Origin of the sequence: Streptococcus sp. Marseille-Q5112 (assembly GCF_916700555.1) — a bacterium.
GTDB lineage: Bacteria > Bacillota > Bacilli > Lactobacillales > Streptococcaceae > Streptococcus > Streptococcus symci.
Map to the genome: position 1 here is coordinate 39,985 of NZ_CAKAKP010000012.1, position 18,391 is coordinate 58,375.

Annotated in this window: 14 protein-coding genes and 1 pseudogene; 13 read left to right on the forward strand and 2 right to left on the reverse strand. The window is 32.5% G+C overall.

Annotated elements, in window-relative coordinates:
• Positions 1-4 precede the first annotated feature (4 nt).
• From LG372_RS08135 to LG372_RS08160, 6 genes are all read left to right on the forward strand, one after another.
• A complete protein-coding gene (locus tag LG372_RS08135) occupies positions 5-6,223 on the forward strand; it encodes a DEAD/DEAH box helicase family protein (RefSeq protein WP_225742563.1) in 6,219 nt (2,072 codons plus the stop codon).
• A gap of 74 nt (positions 6,224-6,297) precedes the next feature.
• Positions 6,298-6,582, forward strand: coding sequence for a DUF5962 family protein (locus tag LG372_RS08140; protein ID WP_000969637.1), 285 nt, complete (start codon positions 6,298-6,300; stop codon positions 6,580-6,582).
• A gap of 13 nt (positions 6,583-6,595) precedes the next feature.
• Positions 6,596-6,892: a DUF5966 family protein gene (locus LG372_RS08145; RefSeq protein WP_000998890.1), complete on the forward strand. Its 297-nt coding sequence runs from the start codon at positions 6,596-6,598 to the stop codon at positions 6,890-6,892.
• A 391-nt stretch (positions 6,893-7,283) separates the two neighbouring features.
• Positions 7,284-8,867 (forward strand): ATP-binding cassette domain-containing protein, encoded by a 1,584-nt coding sequence (locus LG372_RS08150; RefSeq protein ID WP_001071847.1) that lies wholly within the window; start codon positions 7,284-7,286, stop codon positions 8,865-8,867.
• Between the two features lie 261 nt (positions 8,868-9,128).
• Positions 9,129-10,250: a HesA/MoeB/ThiF family protein gene (locus LG372_RS08155; RefSeq protein WP_000371017.1), complete on the forward strand. Its 1,122-nt coding sequence runs from the start codon at positions 9,129-9,131 to the stop codon at positions 10,248-10,250.
• Entirely contained in the window at positions 10,243-11,217 is a 975-nt protein-coding gene (locus LG372_RS08160) for a M16 family metallopeptidase (protein ID WP_225742564.1), read from the forward strand. The genes LG372_RS08155 and LG372_RS08160 overlap by 8 nt, the downstream gene beginning before the upstream one ends.
• 136 nt (positions 11,218-11,353) lie before the next feature.
• Here the strand turns inward: LG372_RS08160 and LG372_RS08165 are convergent.
• Positions 11,354-12,248 (reverse strand): annotated as a pseudogene (locus LG372_RS08165) (helix-turn-helix domain-containing protein).
• Positions 12,249-13,420: 1,172 nt separating this feature from the next.
• Here LG372_RS08165 and LG372_RS08170 point away from each other — a divergent pair.
• The 7 genes from LG372_RS08170 (at position 13,421) to pezT (ending at position 17,445) form a co-directional block, all read left to right on the forward strand.
• Entirely contained in the window at positions 13,421-14,062 is a 642-nt protein-coding gene (locus LG372_RS08170) for a hypothetical protein (protein ID WP_050078401.1), read from the forward strand.
• Positions 14,063-14,071: 9 nt separating this feature from the next.
• Positions 14,072-15,157, forward strand: a complete 1,086-nt coding sequence (locus tag LG372_RS08175) for a toprim domain-containing protein (RefSeq protein WP_000510561.1) — start codon at positions 14,072-14,074, stop codon at positions 15,155-15,157.
• Positions 15,158-15,207: 50 nt separating this feature from the next.
• Positions 15,208-15,441, forward strand: a complete 234-nt coding sequence (locus LG372_RS08180) for a DUF5965 family protein (protein ID WP_000152419.1) — start codon at positions 15,208-15,210, stop codon at positions 15,439-15,441.
• Complete coding sequence (locus LG372_RS08185; RefSeq protein WP_002933294.1) at positions 15,438-15,821, forward strand: DUF5945 family protein; 384 nt, start codon at positions 15,438-15,440, stop codon at positions 15,819-15,821. The genes LG372_RS08180 and LG372_RS08185 overlap by 4 nt, the downstream gene beginning before the upstream one ends.
• A gap of 37 nt (positions 15,822-15,858) precedes the next feature.
• Positions 15,859-16,131 (forward strand): hypothetical protein, encoded by a 273-nt coding sequence (locus LG372_RS08190; RefSeq protein ID WP_225742565.1) that lies wholly within the window; start codon positions 15,859-15,861, stop codon positions 16,129-16,131.
• Positions 16,132-16,198: 67 nt separating this feature from the next.
• Positions 16,199-16,675: a type II toxin-antitoxin system antitoxin PezA gene (gene pezA, locus LG372_RS08195; protein ID WP_225742566.1), complete on the forward strand. Its 477-nt coding sequence runs from the start codon at positions 16,199-16,201 to the stop codon at positions 16,673-16,675.
• Entirely contained in the window at positions 16,675-17,445 is a 771-nt protein-coding gene (gene pezT / locus LG372_RS08200) for a type II toxin-antitoxin system toxin PezT (protein WP_225742567.1), read from the forward strand. Before pezA ends, pezT begins: the two co-directional genes overlap by 1 nt.
• 301 nt (positions 17,446-17,746) lie before the next feature.
• Here the strand turns inward: pezT and LG372_RS08205 are convergent.
• On the reverse strand, positions 17,747-18,391 hold a 645-nt coding region (locus LG372_RS08205; RefSeq protein ID WP_225742568.1), incomplete at its 5' end, for a tyrosine-type recombinase/integrase.

The following is an 18,391-nucleotide window of genomic DNA, read 5'->3' on the forward strand; positions in this document are numbered from 1 at the left end:
GAGTATGGAAGTAATGCAATTATTGGCTATGTTTCGTGGAACAATTCCAAAAGATAGGGAGAAAATGGACCTATTTCTTCGCTATCAAGCGCAACATTTTGATGAGAAATGGCAAGACTTGGTAGAAAATTTTTTGTCCGAAGAAGGTAAGATAGAAGAGATTCCTCACGTCTATTCTTTTGATCAAGATATTGTTTCTTTCTTAGAGGCTAGTTCTGAAAATAATGACCAAGATTTAGAAAGTTACACAAGAAGTTTTGGGCAATCAGGTCTAAGTAAATTATCTCAATTAAGTAATTTTGAGAAAAACTTGGTGCTAGAAGTCGCAACCTATAATCTTTTCACTCGATTTTACATCCAATCTGAGAAAGAGAAGCTAACACCATTAAGTGAGCTTGTATTTCATCAGAATCAGGATGTCAATTTAGTCAATGTCTATCGGGTTGCGAATAATCTATCTGACCGCATTAGTAGAGATATAGAGGAGTTTCTTCTAATGGTTGATTCCAAAGAACTAAAAAAAGAAGTTCTTGAGATTCATTTTGAAGAAAAAGAAGGAGATGTTCTAGCCTATTTGGGTTCAGAATTGATGGCTACTTTAGATATCGTTACGGATCTTGTCCATCATGAAGAAAACTACACACAACTCCCACTGACACAAAAGCTGAAAATTATTACTTATTTTGATGAAGTAAAGGCTATAAGAGAAAAGTCTAAGCAAGTAGAGGAAGCAGTCTTACCTTTAGATAATATTGACCAGGTAGAAGAAAATGTGGAAGTTCATTCCCTATCTAAAGTAGATAAAATTGTAGAAGAAGCTTTGAGGGAATATCCAATCGGTTCACAAGTAAGTTATAAAGGACAAGTATTTCAGTTGGTTTCGATTGAAAATGCGCAGTTAAATGACTTAGTTCGCCTAGAGCTATTCAATGATTCCAACCAGTTATTTGAAGAGAATCCTATCTTATACTTGAACAGTTTGGAAGAGATTGAACAAGTATTGTCTCATTTAGAACTTGAAAAAGAAGATTCAGAGATTGAGATTGAATCACCAAGTGAAAGCCAGGAAATAGATCTGTTTTCCTACCTGGAAGAAGAAAATGAAAAGGATAAGGAAACAGAAACGCTTATTGTAGGCATAGAAGAGACGGATGTCCCTGTTCAAGATTTTGTTTTTCCAGATGATTTAGAGGACTTTTATCCTAAGACAAATCGAGAAAAAATTGAAACGAATATCGCCGCAATTGATCTTGTTAAAAGATTAGAAAAAGAGAGACGACAAGCAAGTCCAGAAGAACAAGAACTACTAGCCAAGTATGTTGGATGGGGTGGTCTTGCTAATGAATTTTTCGATGAACTCAATCAAAAGTATGAAGCAGAACGTTTAACTCTTAAGAGTTTAGTAAGTAAATCAGAATACTCCACCATGAAACAAAGTTCTCTCACAGCCTATTATACAAACCCAATGATTATTCGCCAGATTTGGCAAAAATTACTGGATGATGGTTTTGAGGGAGGAAGGATATTAGATCCTTCTATGGGGACTGGGAACTTCTTTGCGGCGATGCCTAGAAGTATACGAGATAAATCAGAGCTCTATGGGGTTGAATTAGACAGTGTGACAGGCGCAATCGCAAAACAACTCCACCCCAATACCCATATTGAAGTGCGAGGATTTGAAGAAGTTCCCTATCAAAATAATAGTTTTGATTTAGTCTTAACGAATGTTCCTTTTGGAAATTTTCGCATTGCCGATAAAAACTACGATAAACCTTATATGATTCATGATTACTTTGTCAAACACTCACTTGATTTAGTAAGAGACGGAGGACAAGTGTCGATTATCTCATCTATTGGGACAATGGATAAGCGGACAGATAATGTCTTACAAGAGATTAAAACCAACACTCATTTTTTAGGGGGTGTTCGTTTGCCGGATACGGCTTTTAAAACGATTGCAGGTACTCGAGTGACCACAGATCTCCTCTTCTTTCAAAAGGATCAAGCAAAGAATCTTAATGAGGAGGAACTTGTCTTTAGTGGCTCTATTCCCTTTGAGGAAGATAAGCGTGTCTGGATCAATCCTTATTTTGATGGGAAATACAACACACAAGTTTTGGGTGAATATGAAGTACGTAATTTTAATGGAGGAACCCTCAATGTAAAGGGGGAATCAGAAACATTATCTACTGATATAATGAAAGCATTCGAGAATGTGGAAGCACCTAAACAAATTGACAATTCTTTGAAAGCACCTGTTTTTATCCAAGAAGAAGTGGATAATTCGATCCCAAGTCGTATACGTGAGGACTTAGCGCTCTATTCTTTTGGATATGAGGGAAATCAAATTTATTACCGAGATACGCATGGCATTCGGAAAAGTTCAAAAGTAGACGAAATTAGTTATTATGTAGATGAGAAGGGAGATTTTAAAGCTTGGGACAGTTCTTTGTCTGAACATAAAATAGACCGATTCGTGCAACTTCATTTGACAGAAGAGGAAGCACTAGATGTTTACAAGTCAGAAGAAGCGAGTAAAAGAGGGAAATATAAGGGACTGTTCAAAAAAACTGTCTTTTATGAAAGTCCCTTATCGGATAAGGATATTAGTCGCATTAAGGGCATGGTTGATTTGAGAGAGACCTATCAATCCTTAATTGAAATTCAACGTCATCAAGATTATAGTCGGACAGAATTTCAGGTGTTACTTAGTAAACTCAATCATAACTATGACCGCTTTGTAAGTCAATTTGGATACTTGAATGCCTCAGTCAATCGGAACTTATTTGATAGTGACGATAAGTATTCTTTACTAGCAAGTTTAGAAGATGAATACATCGATTCTAAAGACCAGAAAGTAAAATATAAAAAATCTTTAGCCTTTGAGAAAGCATTGGTTAGACCAGAGAGAGAGATTACAAGAGTATCAACGGCTTTAGATGCCTTAAACTCCAGTTTATCGGATGGTAGAGGAGTTGATTTAGACTATATGGTATCAATTTATCCCGAACATAGCCAAGCTGCTATTTTAGATGAGTTAGGTGACCAGGTTTTAATGGATCCAGAAAGTTATTTAAGAGGGGAAAGAAAATATCTTTCTAAGAACCAGTTTTTGTCAGGAGATATTCTCAATAAGATAGAAGTAGTTCAACTATTAGTAGATGAAAACAACCAAGAATTTGACTGGTCTCATGCTTTAGATTTGTTAGAATCTGTTCGCCCTCCACGGATTCATCTGGCAGATATTGAGTTCAAAATAGGGTCACGTTGGATTCCTCAATCCGTTTATGGTAAATTTGCCTTTGAATGTTTTACCAATCGTGAATTTGAATTGTCTTCGCCAGATGTTGAACAAGTCATTGAAGTGAATCCTGTCGATGGCCAGGTTCATTTAAGGACATCATTTGTTTATCGCTATCCAAGTGCCAAAGATAGTAGTCTTGGAGTTAGTGGGTCACGTTATGATACAGGAAGAAAGATTTTTGAGAATTTACTTAATTCGAACCAACCGACGATTACCATGACTGTTACGGAAGGGGAAAAGAAAAAGACTATCACAGATTTGGAAAAAACCTCTGTTCTAAGAGCAAAAGAGCAGCATTTACAAGAGCTCTTTCAAGAATTTGTCTCACGGTATCCAGAAGTCCAACAGGTCATTGAGGAAAGCTATAATCGTCTTTATAATCGAACAGTTAGTCGAGAGTATGATGGTAGCCATCTAGTCATTGATGGCTTGGCACAAAACATCAGTCTTCGTCCTCATCAAGAGAATGCTATTCAAAGAATCGTAGAAGAAAAAAGAGCTTTATTAGCTCATGAGGTAGGTTCAGGAAAGACCTTGACCATGCTTGGTGCTGGGTTTAAATTAAAGGAGTTGGGGATGGTTCATAAGCCCTTGTATGTGGTGCCCTCTAGTTTGTCTGCTCAGTTTGGCCAAGAAATCATGAAATTTTTCCCTACTAAAAAAGTCTTTGTGACCACTAAGAAAGATTTTGTGAAGGCGAGAAGAAAACAATTTGTGTCACGTATCATTACAGGAGATTACGATGCCATTGTCATTGGGGATTCTCAATTTGAAAAAATCCCTGTCAGTAAGGAAAGACAGATGAATTATATCGAGGACAAACTCAATGAACTACGAGAGATTAAAACACATTCTGAAAATAAGTACACCGTTAAAGAAGCAGAGCAATCAATAAGTGGTCTTGAGAGACAATTGGAAGAACTCCAACGCTTTAATCGTGATAGTTTTATTGATTTTGAGAACTTAGGAATTGATTTTCTCTTTGTGGATGAAGCACATCACTTTAAAAATATACGTCCAATTACTGGACTTGGAAATGTAGCAGGGATTACCAATACAACGTCTAAGAAGAATGTGGATATGGAAATGAAGGTTCGACAGATTCAGGAAGAACATGATTTTAAAAACATTGTCTTTGCGACAGGAACACCTGTTTCCAATTCTATTAGTGAGTTATATACTATGATGAACTACATTCAACCAGATATCTTAAAACGCTATCAAGTTGATTATTTTGACTCTTGGGTAGGTGCTTTTGGAGAAATTCAAAACTCTATGGAATTAGCTCCTACAGGGGATAAGTACCAACCTAAGAAACGATTTAAAAAGTTTGTCAATCTACCTGAGTTGATGAAAATCTATAAAGAAACAGCCGACATTCAAACACAAGATATGTTGGATTTACCTGTTCCAGAAGCTCATATTATCCCTATTGAGAGTGAGTTAACTGAAAACCAGAAACTCTATTTAGAAGAATTAGTTATGAGGTCAGATATGGTCAAATGTGGAACAGTTGATCCGAGCCAGGATAACATGTTGAAGATTACGGGTGAGGCGCGGAAACTAGCTATTGATATGCGTTTATTGGACTCTAGTTATAGTCTAGCAGACAATCATAAACTGCTTCAGGTAGTGGATAATGTTGAAAGAATTTATCGTGAGGGAATGGAAAATAAGGCTACTCAGATGATTTTTTCAGATATTGGCACACCTAAGAAAAAAGATAATGGCTTTGATGTTTATTCTGAGATTAAGGCTTTATTAGTTGATAGAGGAATCCCTAGTATGGAAATTGCCTTTGTACATGATGCCAATAGTGATGAAAAGAAGAATAGCTTGTCTCGAAAGGTTAATGCAGGAGAGGTTCGGGTTCTTCTTGCCTCAACTGAAAAAGGAGGAACAGGTTTAAATGTTCAGAGCAAGATGAAAGCAGTTCACCATCTGGATGTACCGTGGAGACCAAGTGACATTCAGCAACGTAATGGACGTATTATCCGACAGGGAAATGAAAACAAGGAAGTGGATATTTACCACTATATTACCAAAGGTTCGTTTGATAATTATCTATGGGCAACTCAGGAGAACAAACTCCGTTATATTAAGCAGATTATGACTTCTAAGGAGCCGATTCGTGCTGCGGAAGATATTGATGAACAGACTATGACAGCTTCTGATTTTAAGGCACTAGCAACAGGTAATCCTTATCTCAAATATAAGATGGAACTAGAGAATGATCTAACTCTATTAGAAAATCAAAGACGCGCCTTTCAACGCAGCAAGGATCACTATCGTCATACAATCTCTTACTGTGAAGAAAATATGCCCATTCTTGAGAAACGATTAAGCAAGTATGAAGGCGACATTCAACAGTCTGAAATGTCGAAAGACCAATCATTTTCTATGACGATAGGTAAACAAGTTTTTGAGCAACGAGCTGAAGCAGGTGAATCCCTACACCGTCTTATCCGTCATAATCAATCTGACAGCAAAGAATTTCGAACCCTAGCAAGTTATCGAGGATTTGACATTAAAATGCTTAGTCTACCAACGAATCAGCCTCTTCCTGAAACCTTCTCTGTTAAGATTGTAGGAGAAAATCAGTATTCTGTCAGTTTGGATTTGTATTCTCCTTTGGGGACAATTCAAAGGCTTCAGCATACGATAGACCACATTAAAGATGACCAAGTGAAAACTCAGAACTTATTGGATGAATTAAAGGATAAATGGACTACTGCTAAGGTAGAAATTGAGAAAAATTTTCCAAAGGAAGAGGATTATCAAACTAAAAAGGCCGAATACGATGTACTCGCGCCATTGATTGAAACAGAAACGGATTTAGATATTATTGATCAGGCCTTACGACAATTCCACGAAAAAGGAAAAGAAAAGCAAGAACAACTTTCTTTTGAATTAGATTAAAAAATAGATATAAATAGCGGACAAGAAAAGAAAAGCGCGGTAGAATAAAGATAGAAAGAAACGAGGTAACGATTATGATGGAAGATACCTATTATCAATTAGAAGAGGCTTTGGTACAGGGATTTCAAACACCTGAAGAATACCAAGCCTACAAGGAGTTAAAGGAACATTATGAGGAAGTGACAGGGGATTACAGTTTTTCTAAACGAGAGCTCACTAGTCAATTGGAAATCGCTCTTCAGAATCATCAAGGTGTGGACTTTGAAGAACATGAAAAAGAAGAGTATTTGGACTTAGTTCAAAAATTAGAAGAGTTTGATTCCTCTCTTGCCACCCATTATCGTCAGTTGATTGATTAGAAAGGAGAAAGTCATGAATGATTTACTCCTTATCCCAGTAATTTTTTTAGCAGTAGGAGGAATTCTCATTCTTTTATGGAGACTCTTTCTTATTGCCAGTGGACTTTTCCTTATTGGTTTTATCAGTTTTCTTATTTTCGTGGAGGTCTATGGAATTTATCTGTTCTTTACTGAACCTAGTTTATATTTTGATGATATCAGACAACATGGTTTAACTAGTTTTACGGCTGTGTACTTTTTCATCAATCTGATGTTGGTTCTAGGATTTAGTTGGCGCTTCATTAACTCCATAAATAAGCATAAAATGTGAACTTTTTAGATAGTTAAAAGACTTTATTCAAAGGTAGGTTTGAATAGAGTTTTTTGTTGATGTGCTTATAATCCAGTCTCAATACTCTGTATTAGAAACAAAAAGAGATGAATTAAAATTAAAGTGTACAGAATGCTTTAGAGTTTCTATTTTTCTTATAATATATAGTAATTTCGGTACAAATTAACTTGTATATTCTATCTGGTTTAGTGTGATATATTCATTGTTAAATAAAAATATGAGTTCTCCTCTTATTTTAAAAAATAATTATTTTATAATTTTTTTTATATTTAGTGTAAACTATTCATTGCGTCCCCAATACGGGAAGTTTGTTTCTGATTTTCATATTTGGATTATAATATTCTCATCAGAGTTACTTAAGGAGTAAGATATGAACCAGATTATGAAACAATATAAATTACTATATTTCTTGATTATTTTATTAAGTTTGACAAGTGCTCTTTTAATGACATTCTTCTCTCTGCAATTAGGAAGAATACTTGATAGTATATCTAATTCAAATAGTGGATTACTCTTTCATATCACTATTTCTGTAGGTTCGATTTTACTGTGGTTCTTGATTTCTTCTTCCTATTCCTATCTTAAAAACGAATATGTAAAAAAAGTTATTTTAGATCTAAAAAGGCGTCTCTTATTACATTATTTATCGCGTGAATTTAACCAAACTGACAACCGTAACCATTCAGATTTCTTAAATAATATCACCAAAAACAGTGACCTTATTCAAGAAAATTTATTAATCCCTAAAATCTCTCTAATTGCAAATTTAGGGAGCCTTATCATGAGTGTGGTTGCTATTATTTATATAGAATGGCGATTAGCATTAGTCTTCCTTTTATTGTCGAGTATAACGGTTTTCCTATCACAAATTCCTGGAAAGTTAATGACTAAATCAACAAATAATTATTCTCTACAAAATAATCACTATTTGTCAAAAATGACAAACTTTATTAATGGTTTTGAACAAATTAAGTTATTAAATATTCAAAGCTGGACCCAAGAAAAAATTCAGGGAATCAGTTTAGAATTTGAAGAGTCCAGAAAAACATATCAATTCTTAAAAGACTTAGCTTCAACTACTGGGATTTTACTAAGTTTTGGCTCTCAACTATCCTGTATGGTCGCTGGTATCTTTTTTGTAAGAAATAACTTACTGACTATTGGATTACTAGTAGCAAGTATTCAATTATTAAACGGTGTTTTTGCTCCATTACAATCTATTCTTTACAATAAAAATTTAATCAGCAGTAGCAAGTCCATTATTGATAATATCCAGGAAAATCTATATGAGACAAATCAAGGAACTTCCCATAAAACAAGTACAATTGATTGTGATAACATTTCGACCATTTCTATTAGCCAATTACATTATGAAATTGAAAATAAAATATTATTTGATCATTTTTCCTATGAATTTAAAAAAGGCAAGCGCTATGCAATTATAGGTGCTTCAGGAGCTGGGAAAACAACTTTAGTAAAATTAATACTAAATTATTATCCAAAAAATCTTTATGATGGAGAAATAAAAATCAACGGAAAACAGAATATTGATATTTCCTCAGAGGAGTTATATAAAGATATTGCGTTTGTGCAAAAAAATGACTTTCTGATTGAAGGCAATATTCTAGAGAATATCAAATTGGCTAGAAACCTTCATTTAACTGAAAAATTAAGAAAATCCTTAGGTTTTAATGAAGACTTCCTTCGTAAAAACCTAGCTCAATCAAACCAAATCATTTCAGAAGGAGAAAAGCAACGAATTGATTTAGCTAGGTTTTTAGTCAAAACATATTCAGTTTATATATTTGACGAACCTACAAGTAACCTTGATCCAATAAAAGCAAAAGAAATAATGGATTACATTCTATCCATTAAAGATGCAATTGTTATTGTCATTACTCATGATCAAAATCCAGAAATATTGGAAGAGTTTGATCAGATTATTGTTTTATAATAGAAAGGAGGTGATGATCATGATTATGGAAGATTTCAACATTTTGGAGTTAGAATTTGAAGAAATTCGTGAAGAAGATACAACTAATTGGTACTTTATCTAAGATAATTTTAGATTTAGTTAATTTAAACTCTTAAAAAGAGAGTTTAAATTAGTTTGTATTAATAAAAAAGAAGTCAATAATATTAATCGACTTCTCGTGTATAACAGAAGCATGCATGTTCATCTTGCATGCTTTTATCAAATAGTTGAGGATATAAAATGGATAATTATTTCCCAAAATGGAACCAGGATAGAATCGTTTACCAATGGAAGAACGACAGATTAAGAATTGGAGCTGATGATGTTGATGTATTAGAAATTACAGGATACTCAGATTTTTGGTCAGATTTAATTTCTTGTTGCAATGGAATTAATAGCTTTGAAGAAATTAAAGATTTATTAAGAAAAAAATATGATATATCCGAAAATATTATAGAAAAATATATATCTAAATTTTCTGATCGTAATTTATTAGAAATATTAGATAGACCTGTAAATCAAATTGATCACTATTTAATTAATGAATCACTAGAAACTTATTATTCTAGTGAAGGTATTGGTGGGATTAAATTACTTGAAAAATTGAGTAATTTAAAAGTTACCATACTAGGATGTGGAGCCGGTGGTTCTCATATCGCATTACAATTAGCCCAATTAGGGGTAGGGCGACTTCATTTAGTCGATGATGATATTGTTAAAGAAAATAATATAAATAGGCAATCTATGTTTACCTTTAACGATATTGGTAAATATAAAGTTGACTGTGTAAAAGATTGTATTCTAAAACGTAATTATCAGTGTGTAGTCACAAAAAGAAAATTAAAAATGAGCACTGTTGATGCTGTAAAAAAAGAAATTTCTGAAAGTGACTGGGTATTTTGTTGTATGGATGAACCTCCTTATATAGCACAAAGATTAGTAAATAGAGCATGCTATTTATTTAATATCCCTAGTATATACTGTTTTAGCCAACGTAGCGCAGGTAAACTCTTATTTTGTAATCCTAATATTCAAAATATAGGCTGTGTTGATTGTTTACTTTATGAACAAGATAGTGATAACTTTCAAAATTTAGTTAAAAAATTTTCAAACTATGATGGAAAATTAATAACTGCAAATATTTTAACTAATATTCTATTATTGTCATCATGGGTTGTGAAGAAATGGTTAGATTGTGTAACAGAGAAAAATAGTAATGTTTGGAATACTTTATTTAGATTTGATTTTTATAGTTTTAGGGAAGATGAATTCAAGCACTTCTCTAAGCAATCTCATTGTCCTACATGTGGTCATGATTTCGATAAAAGTAAACTCTGGGAGATTCTAAAAATTGATGAATAAGAAAATTATATTTAAAAAAAATCAAGCAAGTAAATTTGCATATTTTTCATTGATGTTTGTTGCAGGTACTAGTATTGAGCAAGTAAATGAATTAGGATTTTCACATCTTATTGAACATTTACTAATACGAGCAGGGAATGAACAATCACTAAATGAATTGTTTGATATGAATGGTGCAGCTATTAAAGGAGAGACATCTAGAGATTATATTAATTTAAGTGGTTACTGTCTAGCTGAAGATTTCAATAAAATTTTTAAAATACTGATAAGTAGGATTTTCAATCTTTCTATTACTGAAGATGAACTATTGAGGGAAAAGAAAATAGTCTTAATTGAATTAAATCAGTATGAAAATAGTAAAAAATCTATTAATGATAATCGAGTAATTTTTAAAAATAGTTCTTGGTCAATAGATATTATTGGTACTAGAGGTAATATTGAGTATGTTAGTTTAGAAACTATATATAAATTTTATATGAAAAATATTCAAGCAGGAGAATTCCAGATTGCTATTGCTGGTCCAAGTTTTCTACAAAGTGAAATCATAAGTATTGAAAATATGTTACCTTTAAGTGGATCATCTGTAGAAATTAACTCTCCGGCTTTTTCAACTGGTTTAACGGAATTAGATAAACAACAAGAACTTTCTGAAATTTCTATGTATCTAGATATATCTGGTATGGTAGCATCATCTCATGAAATGGCAATGTTAAGTATCTTAAACTCGATGTTAACTGGTATTAAAGATTCATTATTAGGCCATAAGTTAAGGACACAAAAGCAATGGATATATAGTATTGTATCATACCCAATATTTTATAGTAATATGACTTTACTAAAAATAGTAACTATAACACCTACAATCTATAAGAAAAAATTGATTAAACAGCGGAGAACAATCTTGTTAATGAATCCGATTTATCTGATGAACTATTATTTTATAAGGCTAAAAAAGAGTAATCAATGAATTGTACATAAATTGTGAAGTTAATAAAAATGAATATTTAAAAACAATTTGTAGAGAAAAATTATTTGATATTCCAAGTTGGGATAGTATTGCTGAAGAGCTGGAATTGATTTCTTTAGATGAATTAAAAAGTTTTTCAAAAAAAGCAATTATTCAAAATAGGAATTACCACATTGTAATAAAATGATAATATTTTTTTGTAGTAATCTTTATAATTTTTGTATAATGTTTTATTGAATAATTCAAAAATTTTTAAAGCATCTTCTATTTTTAAAATTGATTTTTGATTATGATGAAATTTAAGTTCAAAAAACCTTCTAAATACAAAAGAATAGTTTGTTCAAAAAATCTGTGGAATTAGATAATATATTCTTAGTAGCTTGTTCTAAAAATAAAGCTTCCTCATATAAGCTGTTTTCAATCATAATAAGAAGTGAATTAAGAAGTAATTGAACGAGAGCTTGTTTATTTCTAGGTATAGAACTATACAACTTTCCTTTTTTAAGCGCCTCTTTGGCATATCTAAATAATAAATTTGGTAATATTGCTCGACAACAATTTCCAAGAATAAGAATTTCGTAATATCCCCAGTTTTCAACAGAAAATAAATAATTAGTAAGATAAGAGGTGTCTTGATTACTCAATTGATGAGTATTATCAATTCCATAGATAATACTTTCAATGAAAATAGCGTTTAACTTATGATAATGAGATTTGGTTTCTCTAAACAGTTCCATCTCTTTGCTTACCATATTAAGTAATGATTTGATTTCTTGATTGTATGCAGCCTGTTGAACTAAGCGTATCAAGGTATTGAAGTCTGAAGGCTGATAATTATTACATGAAAGCAAAAACTCCTCTAGTGTTACACCTATTTTTTCAAGTAGATATAATAATTTAAAAAATGAGATTTCTGTCTCTCCTAATTCAAATCTAGATATTTGAGACTTTGAAATTTCTGCACCTGCTAATGAAGAAATAGAAATACCTTTTCCTTCTCGTATTTTTCTATAAGTTTCACCTATAATCATATTTATCTCCATTTACCATAAAAAATCATTAGAAAGCGTGACAGATTATGAAAAAATACTATCAAATTTTTATTACTATTTGATATTATCATTATTATTGGATTATATCAATAACATTAATGAGTCTGGGTAAAAACTCAATTTCAGGAGTAAATGAAATGAATATTCCCATAATAAAACGCATTATATCAAGTTTTTTGGACAGCCTTTGTTCGAAAATTATTTTAACTCATAGTTGATGATTCCATAAATTGAAAAGTTTTATACTTAGCATTAAAATGCTCAATTTTAATACGTATTACAAGTATCTCTATTAAACTTCTTATCCTCTTCAGTCAATAGATGCTTTTTAGAATTTTTAACAGGAATGAAGGTTATATTATGAATATTCATAATGCATAAATAATCCAAATACAGAAAATCAAGTGATTGCTCTGGCAAACTTGACCTATCCTTTCTTAAAAAGAGTAAAATCATGTGTATGACCTTCTTAAAAAACTAATTAGCAGGCATGAAGTGGTGTTAAATCGAGTATGATTTGTGTCTTCATGGTGTGTCTCTTTTTTCCTGAATAATTTTACTTTGGTTTCTTTTAGGACGTTGAAATAGGACTTTCTATGACATCAATAGCTATAGTGACACTTGCTGCTTTTAAGTTGTCTAAGGCAAATAGACCTGAAGAACGAAGAGTATCTTCTACCAATATTATCGTTCGGTGACTGTCGCTAATCCAAGACCAAAATCAAAAGCTAGGAGACGTAGAGTTGGTCAATAGAATAAATAACGCAAGTTTAGCATCAACTGTTTTTATAGACTTAGCGTTTTTGGACGTCCTCCTTTATAGTGTTTGGTTTTATAAGCTTTATTTAGACAGGATATCTTCGTTGGGAAGGTGTCCTTTTTTACACTAATAAATAATTTAAAGTTCTCAGAAGTTAGTTGCATGATCTTTTGTAAATAGTTTTCTTAACTATAGTATAGCATAGTACAGTATGCATTTTATTTTTTTCCAATAAGTCTATTATACTTCAAAGACAGCTAGTTTTATTTTTTTCTCTGAACTGTACGATTTTGCGCCTGAAATGTAGGAATTACCTTTCGTTGTGATGTGATAAAACTTACAAGTTCTTTTTGTTATTCTTGACCTAGTTTTTATAGAAAGAAGGTCTAAGATGTTAAATAAAGTCAAAACTAAAGCCTTAATTAGTGTTGGAGCAGTGGCTGCAACTAGCTTTATTCTCATGATGGGATATACTGCTGGTCAACATTCTACTGCTAAACAAAGTCGTAAAGAGATTGAATTGGCTGCAGCTAAACTTGTAGAGGACAAACAAGCAGAAGATAAAGCAAGTATTTTGTCATCAGATACTGTAAAAGAATTTTTGACACAGTACTATACGAAAGAAAAGCTCGGAGAAAATAATACACGTATTCAACCTTATATGACTGAATCAGCTTATTCTCAAGAATTGTCAAGTCAAAATGATGCCATGAACCAAGTGTATAAGGATTATATTTTGGATTATCATTTTGAAAAAGCTGATATCTTTGTCAATCAGACTACGAATCAAGCCATTGCTATGGTGTCTTATAATGTAACCTATGTATCCGATTTAAAGAATGCCAACCAATCAAAGACCAATCAGACAGAAACCAGAACGGTTAAGTTGTCTTATTCGAAACTACCAGGTAAGTTATTGGTCAATCAAGTACAGGTTTGGAAATCTGGGTTAGATGATTTAGATAATGCAACTCCTAAAACTTTAGAAGAATCATCATCAATACCATCACTGCCAAATACTACGACAAAATGATGATATTGCATGGGAATAGAAGAATGTAAGCAAATTTCAATTCTTGATGTAGCCAATCGTTTAGGTATCTCCTTTAAACAAGTTTCGAGCAGTGTCTATGAACATCCTGAACACGATTCATTTCGGATTTTTTCAACTACCAATACTTTTAAATGGTTTTCAAGAGATATTCAAGGTGATGTCATTGATTTTGTTCGACTTGTTAAGGGAATTTCCTTTAAAGAAGCTCTAGCCTTTCTTTCTGAAGAACCTTTTCAAAAAGAAGCTATTCAAGAAAAAAGAGAGAGACCATTTTATTATCCTTTAAAGAGAGTAGAAGATTCTAACTGCAGTTTGACTAGATATTACTTAACAGAATGTAGAGGAATCTCAGAAGAAATCATACAAAAGATGATTCAACAAGGTTTGATAGCACAAGCTAGTTGGAAAACAAATGAAACAGTTGAACCTGTTAACGTTTTTAAAAGCTTTGATCATCGCCACAAGCTGCAGGCAGCAAGCTTACAAGGAATTTATAAGAATCACTCTCTTCCTAGAGAAAGGTTAAAAACGATTCTAAAAGGAAGCCATGGACATGTTGGAATATCCTTTGACATTGGCAAACCAAATAGACTGGTCTTTTGTGAATCGTTCATCGACTTGATGAGCTATTACGAACTTCATCAACAAAGTCTAACTAATGTTCGTTTGGTATCTATGGAAGGATTAAAAAGGTCTGTTGTTGCTTATCAAACTTTACGACTAATAGCTGAAGAAAATCAGAAGTTGGAATTTTTAGATACAGTAACACCTTCAAAGTTATTGCATTTGATCAATACAATTCGTGATACCACCACCTATTTCGATAATCATCCTGATTTATTGACACTTGCGGTAGATTGTGATGATGCAGGAAAAGATTTTTCTGATAAGTTATCTCAATCAGGATTTCCTGTTTTACTGGATTTACCTAATAATGAATCTGGGAAAGAAAAAATAGACTGGAACGATATTCTTAGAGAAAAGAAATCAGATTTTCAATTTAAGCTTGAAACTGTAAAAGAGACATTTGGAAATCCACCAGTAAGACAAAACTCTCAATGTTTAGAATTGTGATAACAAAATCAAGTTGTTTTAGCTAATATTAGAATGAAGGAGGAACGTATATGACCATAATCGAGCGCTTAGAAGAAAAGGTCACTAGGCAAGAAAGCAAGGTAGCAAGAGAGACAGAAAAACTCGCTGCTTACAAAGAGCAACTGGAGACAGCGATGTTTGCGACGTTCAAAAGGCGTCAAAGCATCAGTCACATGAGTTTTGAAGAAGCTCTTGACCATGCCTTTGGTAAAGAAAGACAATTCGATGATTCTGAATTTAGAAAGGATGAAATGAGTGAATGACAAAAGATTGGAATTTTAATCAACCATTAGAAAGTAAATCAGAAAATCAAGAAGATCCAGATAAAATTGCGGCCTTATTTGGAAATCATCAAGGAGGTAATGATGTAAATTATGAAGCAGCTTTTCAAAAGCGTAAACAAGCACCTGTGACGGAATCAAATTCTAGTTCTAAGCCCAAAGTTACAGAGGTTAGAACAGGAAAAGAGACAGATATCACTACAAGTTATCAGCAACATCTTAAAAGGCTGATTGCGGATAACAATAGCGATATTCAAAGTAGTCAAAAGAAAATTGAAGAGCTACATACGTTGATTGACACAAAGAATAAAGACAATAAGAAATTGCAGTCCATTTATGATGCGATTTCCGAATTACACTAAGCAGTCTTAAAAGGCTGCTTTTTTTGAGAGGTTATAGATGTTTACAAAACTTTTTAAGAAAAACCAAGACAATAGTGATGTATTTAAGAAGCTAATTCATAGACTATCTGATATGTCTGTCCAAGATCTTGAAAAAATAGACCGATTGCTAGATATCATTTTCACTCCAGATCAAGGATCAGAAGAACTAAAAACAGAAGCGACTTACAGAGAAGAAACTTTGGATGACACATTAAAAGAAGCTAAGAATCAACTTCATAAGGAACAATTGGAGAAGAATTTAGAGAGATTTAGGAAAAATAGTCAATAACGCACCAATTTTGGTGCATTATGCTTTTTTATGCTATAATTGAATTATAAAAATAAAGGAGTTTGCCATGATTGGAAAGAACATAAAATCCTTACGTAAAACACATGACTTAACACAAGACGACTTTGCCCGAATTGTAGGAATTTCTCGAAATAGCTTGAGCCGGTATGAAAATGGAACGAGTTCAGTCTCTACGGAATTAATTGACATCATTTGTCAGAAGTTTAATGTATCTTATGTCGATATTGTAGGAGAAGATAAAATGCTTAATCCTGTTGAAGATTATGAATTAACTTTAAAAATTGAAATTGTGAAAGAAAGAGGTTCTAATCTATTATCTCGACTCTATCGCTATCAAGATAGTCAGGGAATTAGCATTGATGATGAATCTAATCCTTGGATTTTAATGAGTGATGATCTATCTGACTTGATTCATACGAATATCTATTTAGTAGATAATTTTGATGAAATAGAGAGGTATAGCGGCTATTTGGATGGAATTGAACGTATGTTAGAGATATCTGAAAAACGGATGGTAGCCTAATGGAAATCCAAGATTATACTGATTGTGAATTCAAACATGCTCTAGCACGGAATCTTCGTTCTCTGACAAGAGGAAAAAAGTCCAGTAAGCAACCTATAGCGATTTTGCTTGGAGGGCAAAGTGGTGCTGGTAAGACTACAATTCATCGTATTAAACAGAAAGAATTTCAAGGAAATATTGTTATCATAGATGGCGATAGTTTTCGCTCTCAACATCCACACTATTTAGAACTGCAGCAAGAATATGGCAAAGACAGTGTTGAATACACCAAAGAGTTTGCAGGGAAAATGGTAGAGTCTTTAGTAAGAGAATTGAGTCATTTGGGATACAATCTTTTGATAGAGGGAACTTTACGAACAATTGATGTTCCAAAGAAAACAGCACAACTCTTGAAAAATAAGGGATATAAAGTACAATTAGCTATAATCGCAACAAAGCCCGAATTGTCCTATCTGAGTACTCTTATCCGTTATGAAGAACTGTACGCTATTAATCCAAATCAAGCACGAGCAACTCCAAAAGAACATCATGATTTCATTGTAAATCATCTAGTTGATAATACACGACAATTGGAAGAATTGGCTATCTTTGAAAGAATTCAAATTTATCAACGAGATAGAAGTTGTGTATATGATTCAAAAGAAAATACAACTTCAGCAGCAGATGTTCTTCAAGAGTTACTCTTTGGGGAGTGGAGTCAGGTAGAGAAAGAGATGCTTAAATCTGGAGAAGAAAGATTGAAAGATTTAACTAATCGAAATGGTTGTTAGATCTTGAGTGTTAAAATATAGTCTATTTAGGATTTAAAAAGTCTTTAAAATCAGAAAAACGCATAGTATCAGGTGTTGAAAGCTTGATATTATGCGTTTTCTTGTGGGAAGATTACTCCAGTTTCTTCAGGAATTGAGATTTTACCCATCTCTTTTTATTATATTTAAGGATATTTGAAAGATGTATTTTAGAAAAACAATTATGGAGTCCTTAATACGGAATATAGTATAAATGTTGGTTCAAAGTGAAGTGTTGTATGCTTTTGCTTTTGTTAAGTAAATTAAGGTTGAACTACAAAAATTAATTTTTGTAGTGAACTGTAGACTTTGAGGATGTTTCTTGCTCGCTTTCAGAATGAATCGCTGATACAGGATTAAAAGAACTAAGTATTTCTTTTTGTTTTGAATGAGATACGTGAGTATAGATTTGTGTGATTGATATAGAACTATGTCCAAGAATTTGTTGAATATATCGAATATCTACATCACTATCTAGAAGCATTGTCGCAAAGCTATGTCTAAACATATGTGGTGTAATAGTTTTAGATAAGCTATTTTGTTCAACGATTCTCTTTAAAATTAAACGTACACTTTGCTCTGACAATGGTTTAGGAGAATGTTTCCCTGGGAACAAGAAATCATTGGGTTCATTTTTTGTTTTATTTATATATGTTTCTAATAAATTGAATGTTTTTTGATCTCCTAAAAATAAGATACGTTCTTTCTTACCCTTTCCTATAATATGGAGTGTCTTATTGGAAAGATTAATGTCTTTGAGATGAATGTGGCAAAGTTCAGAAATTCTTATGCCTGTTGAAAGTAAAAGTGAAATAATTAGTAGATTTCTTTCAGCGTGTTGTTTTTGATAGTCAGTTTTAGATACAATTACTTTCTGTTCTAAATATATAAAAATGCTTTTCAGAATGTCATACGGAATCGTTTTAGG

Excerpts from the sequence above, each read along its gene's own strand:
- LG372_RS08135 (WP_225742563.1), top strand. The coding sequence starts at position 5 with ATGGAAGTAATGCAATTATTGGCTATGTTTCGTGGAACAATTCCAAAA.
- LG372_RS08140 (WP_000969637.1), top strand. The coding sequence starts at position 6,298 with ATGATGGAAGATACCTATTATCAATTAGAAGAGGCTTTGGTACAGGGA.
- LG372_RS08145 (WP_000998890.1), top strand. The coding sequence starts at position 6,596 with ATGAATGATTTACTCCTTATCCCAGTAATTTTTTTAGCAGTAGGAGGA.
- LG372_RS08150 (WP_001071847.1), top strand. The coding sequence starts at position 7,284 with ATGAACCAGATTATGAAACAATATAAATTACTATATTTCTTGATTATT.
- LG372_RS08155 (WP_000371017.1), top strand. The coding sequence starts at position 9,129 with ATGGATAATTATTTCCCAAAATGGAACCAGGATAGAATCGTTTACCAA.
- LG372_RS08160 (WP_225742564.1), top strand. The coding sequence starts at position 10,243 with ATGAATAAGAAAATTATATTTAAAAAAAATCAAGCAAGTAAATTTGCA.
- LG372_RS08170 (WP_050078401.1), top strand. The coding sequence starts at position 13,421 with ATGTTAAATAAAGTCAAAACTAAAGCCTTAATTAGTGTTGGAGCAGTG.
- LG372_RS08175 (WP_000510561.1), top strand. The coding sequence starts at position 14,072 with ATGGGAATAGAAGAATGTAAGCAAATTTCAATTCTTGATGTAGCCAAT.
- LG372_RS08180 (WP_000152419.1), top strand. The coding sequence starts at position 15,208 with ATGACCATAATCGAGCGCTTAGAAGAAAAGGTCACTAGGCAAGAAAGC.
- LG372_RS08185 (WP_002933294.1), top strand. The coding sequence starts at position 15,438 with ATGACAAAAGATTGGAATTTTAATCAACCATTAGAAAGTAAATCAGAA.
- LG372_RS08190 (WP_225742565.1), top strand. The coding sequence starts at position 15,859 with ATGTTTACAAAACTTTTTAAGAAAAACCAAGACAATAGTGATGTATTT.
- pezA (WP_225742566.1), top strand. The coding sequence starts at position 16,199 with ATGATTGGAAAGAACATAAAATCCTTACGTAAAACACATGACTTAACA.
- pezT (WP_225742567.1), top strand. The coding sequence starts at position 16,675 with ATGGAAATCCAAGATTATACTGATTGTGAATTCAAACATGCTCTAGCA.